General features: G+C 45.5%; 14 protein-coding genes. 9 read left to right on the plus strand and 5 right to left on the minus strand.

Annotation, left to right across the window (positions count from 1 at the left end; all coding sequences use genetic code 11):
• Positions 1–164: 164 nt before the first annotated feature.
• The 4 genes from RRU94_RS08695 to RRU94_RS08710 are packed head-to-tail and all read left to right on the plus strand — an operon-like array spanning position 165 to position 3828.
• The gene (locus RRU94_RS08695) at positions 165–1472 is read left to right on the plus strand and encodes a nucleobase:cation symporter-2 family protein (RefSeq protein ID WP_315693720.1); all 1308 of its coding nucleotides are present in this window, start codon (positions 165–167) and stop codon (positions 1470–1472) included.
• A gap of 24 nt (positions 1473–1496) precedes the next feature.
• The gene (gene uraD, locus RRU94_RS08700) at positions 1497–2003 is read left to right on the plus strand and encodes a 2-oxo-4-hydroxy-4-carboxy-5-ureidoimidazoline decarboxylase (RefSeq protein ID WP_315693721.1); all 507 of its coding nucleotides are present in this window, start codon (positions 1497–1499) and stop codon (positions 2001–2003) included.
• Positions 2004–2007: 4 nt separating this feature from the next.
• Entirely contained in the window at positions 2008–2361 is a 354-nt protein-coding gene (gene uraH / locus RRU94_RS08705) for a hydroxyisourate hydrolase (protein ID WP_315693722.1), read from the plus strand.
• A gap of 36 nt (positions 2362–2397) precedes the next feature.
• Positions 2398–3828 carry an NAD(P)-binding domain-containing protein gene (locus tag RRU94_RS08710; RefSeq protein ID WP_315693723.1) on the plus strand — a complete coding sequence of 477 codons (1431 nt, stop codon included), beginning with the start codon at positions 2398–2400 and terminating at the stop codon, positions 3826–3828.
• A 155-nt stretch (positions 3829–3983) separates the two neighbouring features.
• Here the strand turns inward: RRU94_RS08710 and RRU94_RS08715 are convergent, their stop codons facing one another.
• Together RRU94_RS08715 and RRU94_RS08720 are read right to left on the minus strand one after the other, a co-directional pair.
• On the minus strand, positions 3984–4676 hold the full coding sequence (locus RRU94_RS08715) for an LrgB family protein (RefSeq protein ID WP_315693724.1): 693 nt from the start codon (positions 4674–4676) through the stop codon (positions 3984–3986).
• Positions 4649–5050 (minus strand): CidA/LrgA family holin-like protein, encoded by a 402-nt coding sequence (locus RRU94_RS08720; RefSeq protein ID WP_315693725.1) that lies wholly within the window; start codon positions 5048–5050, stop codon positions 4649–4651. The genes RRU94_RS08715 and RRU94_RS08720 overlap by 28 nt, the downstream gene beginning before the upstream one ends.
• A 199-nt stretch (positions 5051–5249) precedes the next feature.
• Here RRU94_RS08720 and RRU94_RS08725 point away from each other — a divergent pair, with 199 nt between their 5' ends.
• From RRU94_RS08725 to RRU94_RS08735, 3 genes are all read left to right on the plus strand, one after another.
• A complete protein-coding gene (locus RRU94_RS08725; protein ID WP_315693726.1) occupies positions 5250–5681 on the plus strand; it encodes a MarR family winged helix-turn-helix transcriptional regulator in 432 nt (143 codons plus the stop codon).
• Positions 5682–5997: 316 nt separating this feature from the next.
• Positions 5998–6942 carry an L-lactate dehydrogenase gene (locus RRU94_RS08730; RefSeq protein WP_315693728.1) on the plus strand — a complete coding sequence of 315 codons (945 nt, stop codon included), beginning with the start codon at positions 5998–6000 and terminating at the stop codon, positions 6940–6942.
• Positions 6943–6968: 26 nt separating this feature from the next.
• Positions 6969–8540: an L-lactate permease gene (locus RRU94_RS08735; protein ID WP_315693730.1), complete on the plus strand. Its 1572-nt coding sequence runs from the start codon at positions 6969–6971 to the stop codon at positions 8538–8540.
• A 41-nt stretch (positions 8541–8581) separates the two neighbouring features.
• Here RRU94_RS08735 and RRU94_RS08740 read toward each other — a convergent pair whose 3' ends face one another.
• The 3 genes from RRU94_RS08740 to RRU94_RS08750 form a co-directional block, all read right to left on the minus strand.
• Positions 8582–9808 (minus strand): NAD(P)/FAD-dependent oxidoreductase, encoded by a 1227-nt coding sequence (locus RRU94_RS08740; protein WP_315693732.1) that lies wholly within the window; start codon positions 9806–9808, stop codon positions 8582–8584.
• Between the two features lie 132 nt (positions 9809–9940).
• Complete coding sequence (locus RRU94_RS08745; RefSeq protein ID WP_315693733.1) at positions 9941–11008, minus strand: sulfite oxidase; 1068 nt, start codon at positions 11006–11008, stop codon at positions 9941–9943.
• Between the two features lie 315 nt (positions 11009–11323).
• Complete coding sequence (locus RRU94_RS08750) at positions 11324–12715, minus strand: branched-chain amino acid transporter BcaP (protein WP_315693734.1); 1392 nt, start codon at positions 12713–12715, stop codon at positions 11324–11326.
• A 245-nt stretch (positions 12716–12960) separates the two neighbouring features.
• Here RRU94_RS08750 and RRU94_RS08755 point away from each other — a divergent pair, with 245 nt between their 5' ends.
• Together RRU94_RS08755 and RRU94_RS08760 are read left to right on the plus strand one after the other, a co-directional pair.
• Positions 12961–13134: a Zn-dependent hydrolase gene (locus RRU94_RS08755; RefSeq protein WP_315693736.1), complete on the plus strand. Its 174-nt coding sequence runs from the start codon at positions 12961–12963 to the stop codon at positions 13132–13134.
• Complete coding sequence (locus RRU94_RS08760; RefSeq protein WP_315693737.1) at positions 13118–13699, plus strand: Fic/DOC family protein; 582 nt, start codon at positions 13118–13120, stop codon at positions 13697–13699. The genes RRU94_RS08755 and RRU94_RS08760 overlap by 17 nt, the downstream gene beginning before the upstream one ends.
• Positions 13700–13741: the final 42 nt, after the last annotated feature.

The following is a 13741-nucleotide window of genomic DNA, read 5'->3' on the forward strand; positions in this document are numbered from 1 at the left end:
TGAAACTGCTGGAGAAATTTGATTTATCATTTTTCTTCACCAGTATTCTTTTAAAAAGCCGGAAGCTTACATGTCGTTATACGTCATATAAGAGCCGTAGAAACAGAAGGAGAAGTCTCCTTTTATTTCTACGGCTCTTTTTTATAGAAAAGGAGGAGCAACAAATGAATTCAAAAGTCATATCGTTAGGATTTCAGCATGTAATGGCCATGTATGCAGGAGCAATTCTCGTTCCACTGCTGGTCGGAAGAGCGTTAAATCTTTCTTCCGAGCAGCTGGCTTATCTCGTAGCCATCGACTTATTAACGTGCGGCATCGCTACACTGCTGCAGGCATGGAAAAACAAGTATTTTGGAATCGGCCTTCCCGTCGTGCTTGGTGCCTCTTTCGTCGCTCTTTCGCCCATGATTGCCATCGGTTCTGAGTACGGCCTTCAAGCTATTTATGGATCGATTATAGCGACAGGCCTTTTTATTCTTCTGTTTGCCCGTTATCTTGGCAAGCTCGTCAAGTTTTTTCCGCCTGTTGTAACCGGAACAGTGGTAACCATTATCGGTTTGTCACTTATTCCATCCGGCATTCGAAACATGGCGGGCGGTGCAGGAAGCCCGGAATTTGGGAGCCTGGAAAACCTGGTGCTGTCCATGGGTGTTATCGGGATCATTCTTTTGGCTAACCGCTTTTTAAAAGGCTATCTTCGCTCTCTTTCTGTGCTGCTCGGCATTGTGGCAGGCACCATAGCTGCAGTGCTTATGGGAAGAGTTCATTTTCAGGAAGTAGCAGAAGCGTCCTGGTTTCACTTACCGCAGCCCTTTTATTTCGGTATGCCTGTTTTTGAAATTGGACCGATTTTGACAATGCTTATTGTCGGCCTGGTCATTATTGTGGAATCAACAGGCGTCTTTTTCGCTTTAGGAAAAATTTGTGACCGACCCGTTACGCAGGCAGACCTTGTCCGGGGATACCGGGCAGAAGGCCTGGCGATTATGATTGGCGGAATCTTTAATGCTTTTCCGTACAATACGTTTGCTCAAAATGTAGGGCTTGTACAGCTGTCAAGGAACAAATCAGCAAATGTCGTTGTGGCAGCTGGCTTTATTCTTGTTTTGCTTGGATTAATTCCGAAAGTAGCTGCCCTGGCGACGATTATTCCTGCTCCTGTGCTGGGCGGCGCGACGGTTGTGTTATTTGGAATGGTCGTCTCCTCTGGCATTAAAATGTTAAGTTCAGTGGATTTCAGCGATCAGCAAAACGGACTGATTGTCGCCTGCTCGATTTCACTGGGGCTTGGGGCGACGGTTGTACCCGAGTTGTTCAGCCAGCTGCCCGATGCATTGCGCATTCTAGTGAGTGACGGTGTGATAACCGGCAGCCTGTGCGCTATTTTGCTGAATGTGTTTTTTCATTTCCGGAGCGTTTTAGGTTCAGATGCTGCCCGCCAGGAGGAAGCGGATAAAGCACGTATTTCATAACAAAGAAAAGGACGGTAGGAAGAAATGGTGACCATAGAAGCGTTAAACAACATGTCAAAACAGGTGTTTACCGAAACATTAAAAGACTTGGCTGAGCACTCCCCATGGGTAATTCAAAGAGTCGGAGAGCATCGGCCGTTTGGATCCCGCGAAGCTCTTTATCAGCAAATCGTGACGATTATTCAAACAGCGGATGAAGAAGAAAAAATGACCTTAATTCAGGCACATCCTCATTTGGGAACACGAAAAAAAATGACCTCGTTTTCCGAAAGTGAGCAAAAAGGCGCCGGGTTAAATGAGCTGTCGGAAGCTGAATACGATCAATTGCTGGAATTAAACAAAGCGTATGTGGAGCGGTTTGCTTTTCCTTTTATCCTGGCAGTCCGGGGCAAAAACAAAGAAGAGATTTTCGCCTCTATACAAGAAAGGCTGCAGCATTCAAAGCAACAGGAACGCGACCGGGCGCTGGCCGAGATCAGCCACATTATCCGCTTTAGAATAGAAGACCAAATAAAAGAAGAAGGAAGCTGATTTGATGACTGGATTAACCACCCACATATTAGACCTGGCGCATGGCCGCCCTGCTGAGAGTGTAAAGATTGAGCTTTTTGAACTCAACGGCTCCGAAAAGCAGTTTTTAAACCGTGCACAGACCAACTCAGACGGCCGTCTGGATGCTCCGCTTCTTTCCTCGGACAGCATGCGGACAGGAGAATACGAACTGTTGTTTTGGATTGGCGATTATTTTAGAAAAAAAGGGCTCGAGCTGCCGCAGCCTGCTTTTTTGGAAAAGGTCTCCGTACGAATCGGGCTCGATCATTCATCGCCGCATTATCATGTTCCTCTGCTTGTTTCGCCATGGGGCTATCAAGTGTACCGCGGAAGCTGACGATTTCGTTTTAATCATTTAAAGGAGATGAGAACCATGAGTATAGAAGCGTTGAATAAACGAGTAAAAACAGATCTTTCTTATTTGGCATTTGGCAGAGAGGGCTGGGTGCATCCGGTCCGTCGTTCTGAAGGCCACGTGTATGATGCTGTCATTGTGGGCGGCGGGCAAAGCGGGTTAGGAATTGCTTTTGGCCTTTTACGCGAGCGTATCTCTAATATTTTGATTATCGATGAAAACAAAGAAGGATATGAGGGACCATGGGTCACATATGCACGGATGATGACGCTGCGGACACCAAAGCATTTAACATCCATTGACCTTGGCGTTCCTTCTTTAACGTTCCGTTCCTGGTGGGAAGCGCAATTCGGGCCGGAGGGCTGGGAAGCTGTCGATAAAATTCCCCGAAGCGACTGGATGAATTATTTACGCTGGTACCGGAAAGTTTTGCAGCTGCCCGTGATAAACGAAGTGAAGCTTAAGCTCATCGAGCCAATGGAGGAAGGGATTCACCGGATGCATATTGAAGGTGCCGGCGCCCCTTCAAACGCCCTGCTCGCACGCAAGGTTATTTTAGCGACAGGGATTCAAGGCGGCGGTGAGTGGCATGTGCCGCCGATGATTTCTGAGAAGCTGCCCCCTGATCTTTATGCCCACACGTCCCAAACGATTGATTTTAACGCACTGAAAGGAAAGAAAGTAGCCGTTTTAGGAGGCGGTGCTTCTGCTTTTGATAATGCAAACTTTGCCCTAACGGAAGGAGTGGCCGAGGCTCATATATTTGTCCGCCGTAAAGAAATGCCAAGAATTAATCCGATTCGCCAGATGGAAGGCTCCGGGATCATTGAGCGCTTCCATGCGTTATCGGACAAACAAAAATACGCGGTGATGGCTCATTTTTTCAAGCATAATCAGCCGCCGACCAACGATACATTCCAGCGTGCCGCTTCATGGCCGGGATTTCATTTGCATCTTGAATCACCCTGGCTTGAGGTGGAAAGCAAAGAAAACAAAGCGTTGGTCACAACACCGCATGGCACGTTTTCGTTTGATTATTTGATCATCAGCACCGGTCTTGTGACCGATCCGGCGCTGCGCCCGGAGCTGAAGCTTGTGGAAAACGGAATTGCCCGCTGGAGCGATTATTATAAAGCGCCTGATGAACGCGCAAACCCGCTTATTGATGCGCATCCGTATCTCAGCCCCGGCTTTGCGTTTATGGGACGGGATGAAGACGCACAAAAAAAGCTGCACGGCCTTTTTGTTTTTAATTATGCAGCGTTAATCAGCTGCGGTATTTCAGCTTCTGCTCTTTCCGGTATGAAATATGGGATTCCTAAAATTGTCTCCGCGGTAGCTGACCAGCTTTTTCTTGATGATCAAGATACGATTTTAAAACGCTTTTTTGCTTACAATGAAGTGGAATTTACAGGAGAATGGACCGGAAAAACCGTGCTGGAAGCGTAAACTGCTTAAAGAAATTGAAGAAATGATTTCAAAGCTTCTCTTTTAGGCCGGAAAACGTTGCATTATGACCGGCTTCTCTTTTTTCCGGCCATACAAAAAGGAGGTCTCAGCAGTCGGTTTTTCCGGCTTAGAGACCTCCTTTTTTGCATGTTGGTTTAAATTTGAAAGAGCCAGACGACAATTGGCCCAAACAGGGAGCCCAGCACAGCGCTGAGCGTCATAGAGACCGAACTCATGGACACGGCAAGTTCCCCGTATTCAAATGCTTTTGAAGTGCCTAAAGCGTGAGAGGCGCTCCCGAAGGCGATCCCCTTTCCCAACGAACTGCGAATACGCACCCACTTTAAAACCATCGGTCCGAGCAAAACACCGGAAAATCCGGCAATCATTACAAATACAACGGTCATAGACGGCACACCGCCAATTCCGGTGGCGATTTGAATCGCAACGGGTGTGGTAATAGATTTCGGTATAATCGAAAGAATTAAATCACGGTCCACTCCGAGTACCTCGGCAAATAAAAGCCCGCTGACCATTCCTGAAAAAAGTCCGACCAGTACGCCCCCGAGAATGGGAAAGCCGTATTGAAGCAGCACATGACGCTGCTTGTAAAGTGGATACGCAAGGGCCACAACGGCTGGGCCAAGCAGGGAACTAATCCACTGGCCGCCGACCATATAGCCGTTATACGAGATGTGAAACGCTGTCAGCAGCACAATAATCAACACAGTCGTTGTCAGGACTGGGAGAAAAAATGGATAAGGAAACCGCTGATACACCTTCATCATTACTAAATAAGCAGCAACGGTAAGTAAAATGATCAGGACTGCGAGAAAGAATTGCGGCATGTTTTTTTCTCCTTTCGTTTATTGGCCCGCGTTTCCAGCAGCTGGCTGACAATTCCTGCTGCGGCCATGGTAACAATTGTGCTCAGCACTACAACGAAAAGAAGCACAGCGCCGCTGCTGGAAAAAAGAGACGGATAATTGATGACACCCGTCATGGCCGGAATAAACAAAAGAGGAAGAAACGACAACAAAAAACCAGCGCCATTTTCAATCATTTTAACCGGGATGATGTTAAACATTAAACAAAGAAGCATCAGTACTAAACCGATAATACTTCCTGGAATCGGTATATGAAACAGCTGATGAATGGTTTCTCCGAGTGCGGAAAAGACATATAAAATGGCGATCTGCAACACAACTTTTATAGCTTTCAATGTAAGATGCTGCTCTTTAGATGAAGAACAACGTCCTCCTTTCCGGCCGTCCAGGCCTTTGAATTATAATGTGAGAATTTTCTTTACTTTCTGTTTATTTACTTGTACGATACAAATATATATAGTTGTATTATACAACTATATAACGCTTTGTCAACGAAGGGAAAGCCTGTATACTCAGGGAGGGGAGTGAAGAAAAGTGGAAAAGCGAAACCCGGTTGAACGCATCGAGTACGAACTGACTACATTTATCCGGCGGGCGGTTTATCTCGATAACTCGGAAAAGAAAATCGGAAACCTGGAGCGGTCTGCTTACTTATTATTAAGGCACTTGGATGAGTTTGGTCCGGCACGTGTAAAAGAGCTGGCAGAATCATTTAAATTAGATATTTCAACCGTTTCAAGGCAGGCAGCGGCTTTAGAAGCAAAGGAGCTGATCATTCGTTTTTCGGATCCTGCAGACGGTAGAGTCAGTTTATTTACGGTTACCAAGCTTGGCAAGCAAAAATTGAAAGCGGATAAAAAAATGCGGCTGAAGAGATTTGAAAGCATCACGAGTGAGTGGTCAGCCGATGAAAGACAACTATTTGGTGATCTGCTTATCCGTATGAACGAAGCGTTTTTTGATTAATAAAGATGAGAAAAGGAAGCCTGTTTTGCACTTTTTTCGACTGCAGGCAGGCTTTATTTTTTTCTCAATAAAAATGAATTTGCCTATTGCACGGCAAGAATTCCTGTAGTACAATCTAATTGTGAAATGATTCACAATGAATTTTGAAGAAACAAATTATATTTTTTTATCAGTTTATGTGAAAAACTTCACAAAATTTAAAGAAAAGGAACGGCTGATCATTTTTCAGGTCAACCATTCAAAAAAGCGATCATACCATTTTTTATACAAAAACATGTGAAATATTTCACAAATAATAAAACCGGAGGACATTATCATGAATTTTACACAAGGCAATAAAGTCGTTTTAGTTGGAACAGGTGCAGTTGGATCAAGCTATGCATATGCGTTGTTGAATCAAGGCATTTGCGATGAGCTTGTGCTGGTTGATTTAAATGAAGAAAAAGCAAAAGGCGATGTAATGGACCTTGATCACGGTGTTGTATACGCGCCTGGGGAAATGGCGATTAAGTTCGGCACATATGAAGACTGCAAAGATGCAGCCCTTGTTGTGATCTGTGCAGGTGCCCCGCAAAAGCCGGGAGAAACAAGATTAGACCTTGTCAGCAAAAACGTGAAAATTTTTGAATCCATCGTTGGAAGCATTATGCAAACTGGGTTTAACGGTATTTTCTTAGTCGCAACAAACCCGGTCGATATTTTGGCTTATGCAACATGGAAAATTTCCGGCCTTCCAAAAGAGCGGGTTATCGGTTCAGGAACAGTGCTTGACTCTGCCCGGTTCCGTTCTGCATTAGGAAAAGAATTTGACACAGCACCAGCAAGCGTTCACGGCTACATTATTGGGGAACACGGTGATTCCCAGCTTCCGGTTTGGAGCTCAGCAAGTATTGCCGGCACACCAGTGGCACCATTGTTAACAGAGGAAAGAAAAGAAGAAATGGCAGTGGCTGTACGTGATGCTGCTTACGACATTATCAATGCTAAAGGAGCGACTTACTACGGAATTGCAACAGGGCTTGCCCGGATTACAAAAGCGATTTTGCGAAATGAAAATGTGATTTTGCCAGTCGGTGCGCTGCTAGAAGGTGAGAATGGACACAGCGACGTATATATCGGTATTCCGTCTGTGATTAACCGTGGCGGCGTGAAAAGGGTGGTTGAACTTAACTTGAACGAAAGTGAACGGGAAAAGCTGGCCCGGTCTGTTCAAACATTAAAAGATATTCAAGGAGCTATTTGGCAGGAGAGTAACGTCTAAGTATTTTACACAAGGGAGTCCTTCTTATGTTAGTCAGCACGTTTGATCCGTTTCATAATCTGGCACTTTCCGCTTTTGTTGCTGCAATTCCGATTTTATTGTTTTTACTATGCTTGACTGTCTTAAAGATGAAAGGCATTCATGCAGCGCTGGTGAATTTAGCAGTAACCTTTTTGATCGCCCTGTTTGTTTTCAAGCTTCCCATCGGCGAGTCTGTTGGCAGTGTGATTCAAGGCATTATTCAGGGCATTTGGCCGATTGGCTATATTATCGTCATGGCGGTCTGGCTGTATAAAATTGCTGTGAAATCAGGAAAGTTTGATGTGCTGCGCGGCAGTATCGTCGGGATTTCGCAGGACCAGCGCATTCAGCTGCTGCTGATCGGCTTTTGTTTTAACGCCTTTTTGGAAGGAGCGGCAGGGTTTGGCGTTCCGATTGCCATCTGTGCCGTGCTGCTCGTTTCACTCGGCTACAAGCCTCTGCAGGCAGCGATGCTCTGCTTGATCGCAAATGGGGCTTCCGGCGCTTTTGGCGCCATCGGTATCCCTGTTGGCATTGTCGGCACCTTTGGCCTTGACGGGGTAACATCCATGAATGTATCGATGATGACAGCTCTGACACTGCCTATCATCAACTTTACGATTCCATTTCTTTTGATCTGGCTGATCGATGGTTTTAAGGGAATTAAAGAAGTACTGCCGGCTATTTTGGTTACTTCAACGGTGTATACCGTCGCGCAGGCACTGATGACGGTTTTTGTAGGACCGGAGCTTGCTGATATTATTCCATCTTTACTTGCAATGGGCTTACTCGCTTTATTCCTGCAAAAATGGCAGCCAAAACACATTTTTCTCCTGAACGGCCGGGAAATGAAAGCAGAAAAGCATTCTGCAGGTGAAGTGATCAAAGCGTGGTCGCCATTTTACTTATTAACGATTTTTGTCCTGATATGGAGCCTGCCTGTTTTTAAAGGTTTGTTTGCCGAAGGAGGAATGCTGGCCCAATCGGTCTTGAAGTTTGTGATACCAGGATCATCTATTGGAATGAGTGTTGATTTGATTGGTGCAACAGGGACAGCAATTCTGCTCGCTGGATTAACAACAACCGCTTCAACAGGAGCGATTTCATTAAAAGAAAGTGTGGGGCTGTTACGTAAAACAGTAGCTGAATTTTGGATTCCCATTTTGATGATCTGTGCCATTATTGGGATTGCCAAGCTGATGACATACGGAGGCTTAACGGTGGCACTGGGGGAAGCGGTGGCAACAACCGGCCAGGTGTTCCCGCTGTTATCGCCTATACTGGGCTGGGTCGGCGTGTTTATGACAGGATCTGTTGTAAACAACAACACATTGTTTGCGCCGATTCAAGCTACAGCCGGCCATATTATTGGAACAAATCCATCTCTGCTCGTTTCAGCAAACACAGCGGGCGGAGTCATGGCAAAACTTGTGTCGCCACAATCCATTGCGATTGCAACAGCTGCGGTTGGTGAAACAGGGAATGAAGCCGCACTGACAAAAATGACGATCAAATACAGCTTCGGCCTGCTGGCATTTGTCTGCATCTGGACATTTGTACTCTCACTAATTTTTTAAAAATAAGACCAATAAAAAAAGGAGCGGAGCCGCTCCTTTTTTTATTGGTTACCAAGCAGGGGCCGATCCTGCCGGTACAGGTCTAAATCAGCACTGTGGCCATCCCGTATATCCTCGGCAATCAGTTTAGCGAGCAGCTGGCTGTATACAGTTCCGTTGTCGCCAAAGGCGAATAAAAAGTAGCTGTCCGGGTAATCATCGTATCGGCCGACAATCGGCAGACCATCGACCGTTCCTCCATAAAAAGCCGTGGAATAATACTCAGGCTTTACATTCAGGCCTGGGAATAATGTTTCCAGCTCCTCAATCAGCTTTTTCTTTTTATGCACCAGCTTGCTGTCACGGTCTTCGGAATACGTTGTATTGTCATCGAGACCGCCGATCAAAACCCGGTTATCCGCTGTTGTACGCAGGTACAAGTAGGGACGGGCGGTTTCCCAAATCAGCGTACGATTATGCCAGGTGGATAAGTCATCGACCGGGCTGGTTGTCACGGTATAGGTGCTTACGAAAGAAGCTTTTTTCTCCTTTTTCACGTCTATTCCGTCGTATCCCGCTGCGAAAATAACGCGGCGTGCCCGGATCGAGTGTCCCGTTTTTGTCGACACAACCATGCGTTTTTGCTCACGGTCGTAATAATGGCCATTCACTTCTGTTTCTTCGTAAACCTCAGCGCCTCTTTTCGCTGCCCACCCAAGCAGGGCGTGGGTAAATTTAAATGGATTCAGTTCGCCGTCGTCGTAAGAATAAATCGCGGCTTCCCGGCTGAACGGATAGTGAGCTTTGATTTTATTTTGATCCCAAAAATCCAGTTTAAAGCCTTGCTGCTTCAGCCATTCATATTCCTTCTTTAAGGGTGAAACATCTTCTTTGGAGCTGGCGGAATATAAAGTGTCCCGCCGGCTGAATTCAAAATCAAGGTCGACCGTTTTGGAGGCTTCCTCGATTTCATCAATGGCTTCTTTCAGCAAGCGGGCATGCCGGCTGATGTATTCTTCTCCGAATGTATGAATCAGGTCCGTAAACATTTTTTCGCCTGAATATTGAATCAGGGCTGTATTCGTAATCGTGCTGCCGAAGCCGATTTTTCCTTTTTCCACCACCACTACATCTAAACGGTGGGAAGCAAGGTAGTAAGCGCACTGGGCACCAGAGCTTCCGCCTCCGATAATTAAGACATCACAGTTAAGATCCTGGTCCAGAGAAGGATAGGACGGGGCATCAGGGAAAGTGGCCGGCCAGTAATACGTTCCAGAATGTAAGTTCATTTGTTTCCTCCTGCGTGTAAAAACGATACTCTTACTATTTCCAACCTGTTCAGGTCCATACAACGTATATGTAATAAAAAATAGAGCAGAAAGCATCCGCTCAATCTGCTCTATTAACTTGTAAGCAGCTCATTATTCGACCTTCACTTTAATTTGATCAATGGCATTGTATCCGTAGCCTTTCCGGTTCCAAAACGGGGAGGCCGGCTGTGTTCGTCCGTAGGAGTCAACCGCTCTTGACATGATCGTATATTCTCCTTTTTTCTGTGCTTTCCATTCATATGACCAGGAAACCCATCCATAACCCGTCTGGGCAGCCTCCTTTTTTGCCGTCAGCCATGTTCGCCCGCAGTCGAAGCTGATTTCTACTTTTGTAATCACGCCTTTGCCGGTCCAGGCAATTCCTCGTATCATATGTGTTCCAGTATTTAAAATATCCATATTCAATGGTTTTTGAATCGTTGAATTGACATTGATATGGGTAACGGGGAACGCATCTTTGTTTGTTTCTTTGTGCGGATAATACACATAGTCGACGGATTGAAAAGGACCTGTATAGTGATCGTCTATAACGGTGATTTGTTTGATCCATTTAACGGAAGCCATCGCATACCATTGTGGAACGATAAGCCGCAATGGATACCCGTGCTTAAAAGGAATCGGCTGATGATTATATTCATAAGCAATAAGCGTATCCGGATGAAGGGCCTTTTCAATAGGCAGGCTCCGCGCGTACGTATACACTTTGTCTAAGTCGGTTCTTTTCCCGTAGTCATAACCTTCCACGACTACTTCTTTCGCTCCTTTTTTCAATCCGGCTGCCTCAAGCAGCATGCGCAGCGGAACACCCTTCCACATACCCTGACTGATCGCTCCTTTTTCCCATTGCTCACCGAATACTTTAGGATGGAATAAACTTCGTTTGTTCCCTGAGCACTCCAGCACGACCTGAACCGTTTTAGATGGAAGATGAAGAAGATCTTGTATGGAAAGAAGGGCAGGTTTAGCCACACATCCATTTATAGAGAGCCAGTAATTAGAATAGGAAAGGGAAGGATAAGAAAAATGGTTCCGCCGGTAAAACAATGGATCAGGTACCGTGTCGGTTTTGACAAATTGAACGGGTACTTCCTGGTTTTCCGGCCGCAGGCGATGCGTCCGCAAATAGAGCTTAGCTGCAGGCTTTTTCGCATTAAACATAAGTTCCTCCTCATGAAAAGTAGTCGCTTATCTATATGCCGCGCACTTTTTCATTAAGCTATTTGTATTCATCGATTGTGACAAGCAGGGAGCTTAAAGGAGAAATGAAAAGCCGAACTCTTATAAAGAGTTCGGCTACGGTTACGATTCTCTTTTAACAGTCTTTACGTAAAAACCGTCACTTTAAATTCAGCCTTTATCCTACCCGCTCGTTTTTCCTTTCATTGTTTCTGGCGGGAAAGAGGGATATAAAAAAACAGCCCGGCCTGCAGCGGTTAAGCTGCAAGGCCAGACTGTTATGCATTTTTGTATTTCTTATTTTGTATTCAACGTGCTGTGTTTGCGGCCATAAGCGAAATAAATCAACAGACCGATGACAAACCAGATGCCGCATGCGATCCATGTAAGGCCAGAAAGCTGGGTCATAAGGAACAAGCACAAAAAGAAAGAAAGAATCGGCAAGACCGGGTAGAACGGTACTTTAAAGCCGCCAGATGGAATGTTTTTGTTTTTTCTCAAATACAAAATACCGAGTGATACGATCGTGAACGCAACGAGCGTACCCATGTTGACAAGCTCTGCCAATTTAGAAAGTGGTGTAACGCCTGCACAAAACGCGATAATGATGGCGAAAACCCATGTGTTTTTCACTGGTGTTTTGGAAATCGGATCGACTTCAGACAGCATTTTCGGAAGCAAGCCGTCGCGGCTGAACGCGTAAAGAAGACGCGTTCCGCCATACATCATTACAAGAATAACGGTAATCATCCCGATAACGGCACCGAGTGAAATCACACCGGCTGCCCAATCCTGGTTGACAAGCTGCATGGCAAAGCTGACCGGGTCACTTACATTTAACGTCGTATAAGGCGTCATGCCTGTCAGGACAAGTGAAACAGATACGTAAAGCAGTGTACAAACGAACAGGGAACCAATAATACCTATTGGCATGTTCCGCTGTGGATTTTTCACTTCTTCCGCTGCAGACGATACGGCATCGAATCCTAGATACGCAAAGAATACGAGTGCAGCACCGGTCATAATGCCACCCACGCCAAACGGCATAAACGGCTGCCAGTTGGCAGGTTCTACGTAAAATACACCAACAAAGATAAACAGCAAGATAACCGCCACTTTAATAAATACCATCACCTGATTTAAGCGGGCAGATTCTTTTACACCCCGCGACAGCAGAACGGCAATAATGAAAATAATTGCCATAGCTGGAACGTTTACGTACGTTCCTTCTGCCGGATTAAAGGAACCTGAAATCGCTTTTGGCAGATGAATATTAAATCCTTCTAAAAGCGCGGAGAAGTAAGCAGACCAGCCGGTTGCGACTGCTGCCACAGCCAATCCATACTCCAATACTAATGCCCAGCCGACAAGCCAGGCGACCAATTCTCCAAAGACAATATAGCTATATGTGTACGCACTGCCCGTTACCGGTACAGCCGAAGAAAACTCTGAATAACACATAGCTGCCAAAGCACAAACAATTGCAGCAACGACAAAGGAAAAGATGATAGCCGGTCCAGCGTGGGTAGCAGCTACTGTTCCGGGAAGGATAAAGATTCCTGTTCCGACGATAGCACCTATACCCATCAACGTCAGATCGAACGCTCCAAGCGTCTGCTGAAGCTGCCCAGGGCCATTTTTCCCTAACAACGATTCGACACTTTTCTTTCTAAATACTGTATTTTTCACGCTTAACCCTCATTCTTTCTACAAACATGTAAAGATTCTAACGGTTTCTGCCGCCTAGGTCAACTGCTTTTTTTAAATAGTAAGATATTTTCAAATAGTAAGCGTTATCAATATTTCAGGTAAGTGAAAACGTCTTTTTTTGTCGAAATTTGTCAAAGTTTTATACCCGGCTCAGCCGCATGCTGGAGAGTAGTGCGTGTGGTATAATAGAGGGAAATAAACTGGATATGGCGGGTTGTGAAAAAGTGAAAAAGCTAAGCGCAACATCAAAGGAATTTAACCGCATTTTAAAAAACTTGTCTCTTGAAAATTTAGAGCTGAGCAAACATCTGCAGGAAAAGGCTCTTCAGCTGGTAAATTCAAAAAAAGAAATTACAAGTGAATCGGTCAAGGAACAATTTCATGGGAAAGTACTTTGACGGGCTCAACGACGAGTATCTGCTTCAAAACAATGTAATCGGCGCAAGAACGCTGGAGGAACTGGGCAGTGCCGAAGCTTTTGCGTTTACGGTACGCGCTGCTCAAATGGAAAGAGGCGGCTTCGTCCTGAAGCATTTTACAGAAGAGGAATTTAAACAGCTTCATCATTTCCTGTTTCAAGATGTTTATCCGTTTGCCGGCATATACCGGAATGTGAACATTTCAAAAGGAACGACGGTTTTTTGCCACGCTTCTTACCTGGGCAGCATGGCCGCTCACATTTTCAATGAGTTAACGAATGATTCGCTGCAGGGGCTGACGACGGCCCAGGCGGCCAAACGTCTCGCTTATTACAAAGCCGAATTAAACATGCTGCACCCGTTCCGCGAGGGAAATGGGCGGACGGCCCGTATTTTTTTATTTCATTATGCAAAGCGTTTCGGCTTCGAATGGGCTTACGAAAAGCTTGACTATGATGAATATATGCAGGCGATGATCCAGTCGGTAACGAACTCATCAGGCCTGGAGGTAATTTTTGAAAAAACGCTTGCCCGTTTAAAATAGATGAAAGAATGGAAAAATCCTGCTCTGATTTTCAGAGCAGGA

It is taken from the genome of Domibacillus sp. DTU_2020_1001157_1_SI_ALB_TIR_016, from assembly GCF_032341995.1.
GTDB classification, from domain to species: domain Bacteria; phylum Bacillota; class Bacilli; order Bacillales; family Domibacillaceae; genus Domibacillus; species Domibacillus indicus_A.

Excerpts from the sequence above, each read along its gene's own strand:
- RRU94_RS08745 (WP_315693733.1), bottom strand. The coding sequence starts at position 11,008 with ATGTTTAATGCGAAAAAGCCTGCAGCTAAGCTCTATTTGCGGACGCAT.
- RRU94_RS08715 (WP_315693724.1), bottom strand. The coding sequence starts at position 4,676 with ATGCCGCAATTCTTTCTCGCAGTCCTGATCATTTTACTTACCGTTGCT.
- uraD (WP_315693721.1), top strand. The coding sequence starts at position 1,497 with ATGGTGACCATAGAAGCGTTAAACAACATGTCAAAACAGGTGTTTACC.
- RRU94_RS08735 (WP_315693730.1), top strand. The coding sequence starts at position 6,969 with ATGTTAGTCAGCACGTTTGATCCGTTTCATAATCTGGCACTTTCCGCT.
- RRU94_RS08730 (WP_315693728.1), top strand. The coding sequence starts at position 5,998 with ATGAATTTTACACAAGGCAATAAAGTCGTTTTAGTTGGAACAGGTGCA.
- RRU94_RS08740 (WP_315693732.1), bottom strand. The coding sequence starts at position 9,808 with ATGAACTTACATTCTGGAACGTATTACTGGCCGGCCACTTTCCCTGAT.
- uraH (WP_315693722.1), top strand. The coding sequence starts at position 2,008 with ATGACTGGATTAACCACCCACATATTAGACCTGGCGCATGGCCGCCCT.
- RRU94_RS08710 (WP_315693723.1), top strand. The coding sequence starts at position 2,398 with ATGAGTATAGAAGCGTTGAATAAACGAGTAAAAACAGATCTTTCTTAT.
- RRU94_RS08760 (WP_315693737.1), top strand. The coding sequence starts at position 13,118 with ATGGGAAAGTACTTTGACGGGCTCAACGACGAGTATCTGCTTCAAAAC.
- RRU94_RS08695 (WP_315693720.1), top strand. The coding sequence starts at position 165 with ATGAATTCAAAAGTCATATCGTTAGGATTTCAGCATGTAATGGCCATG.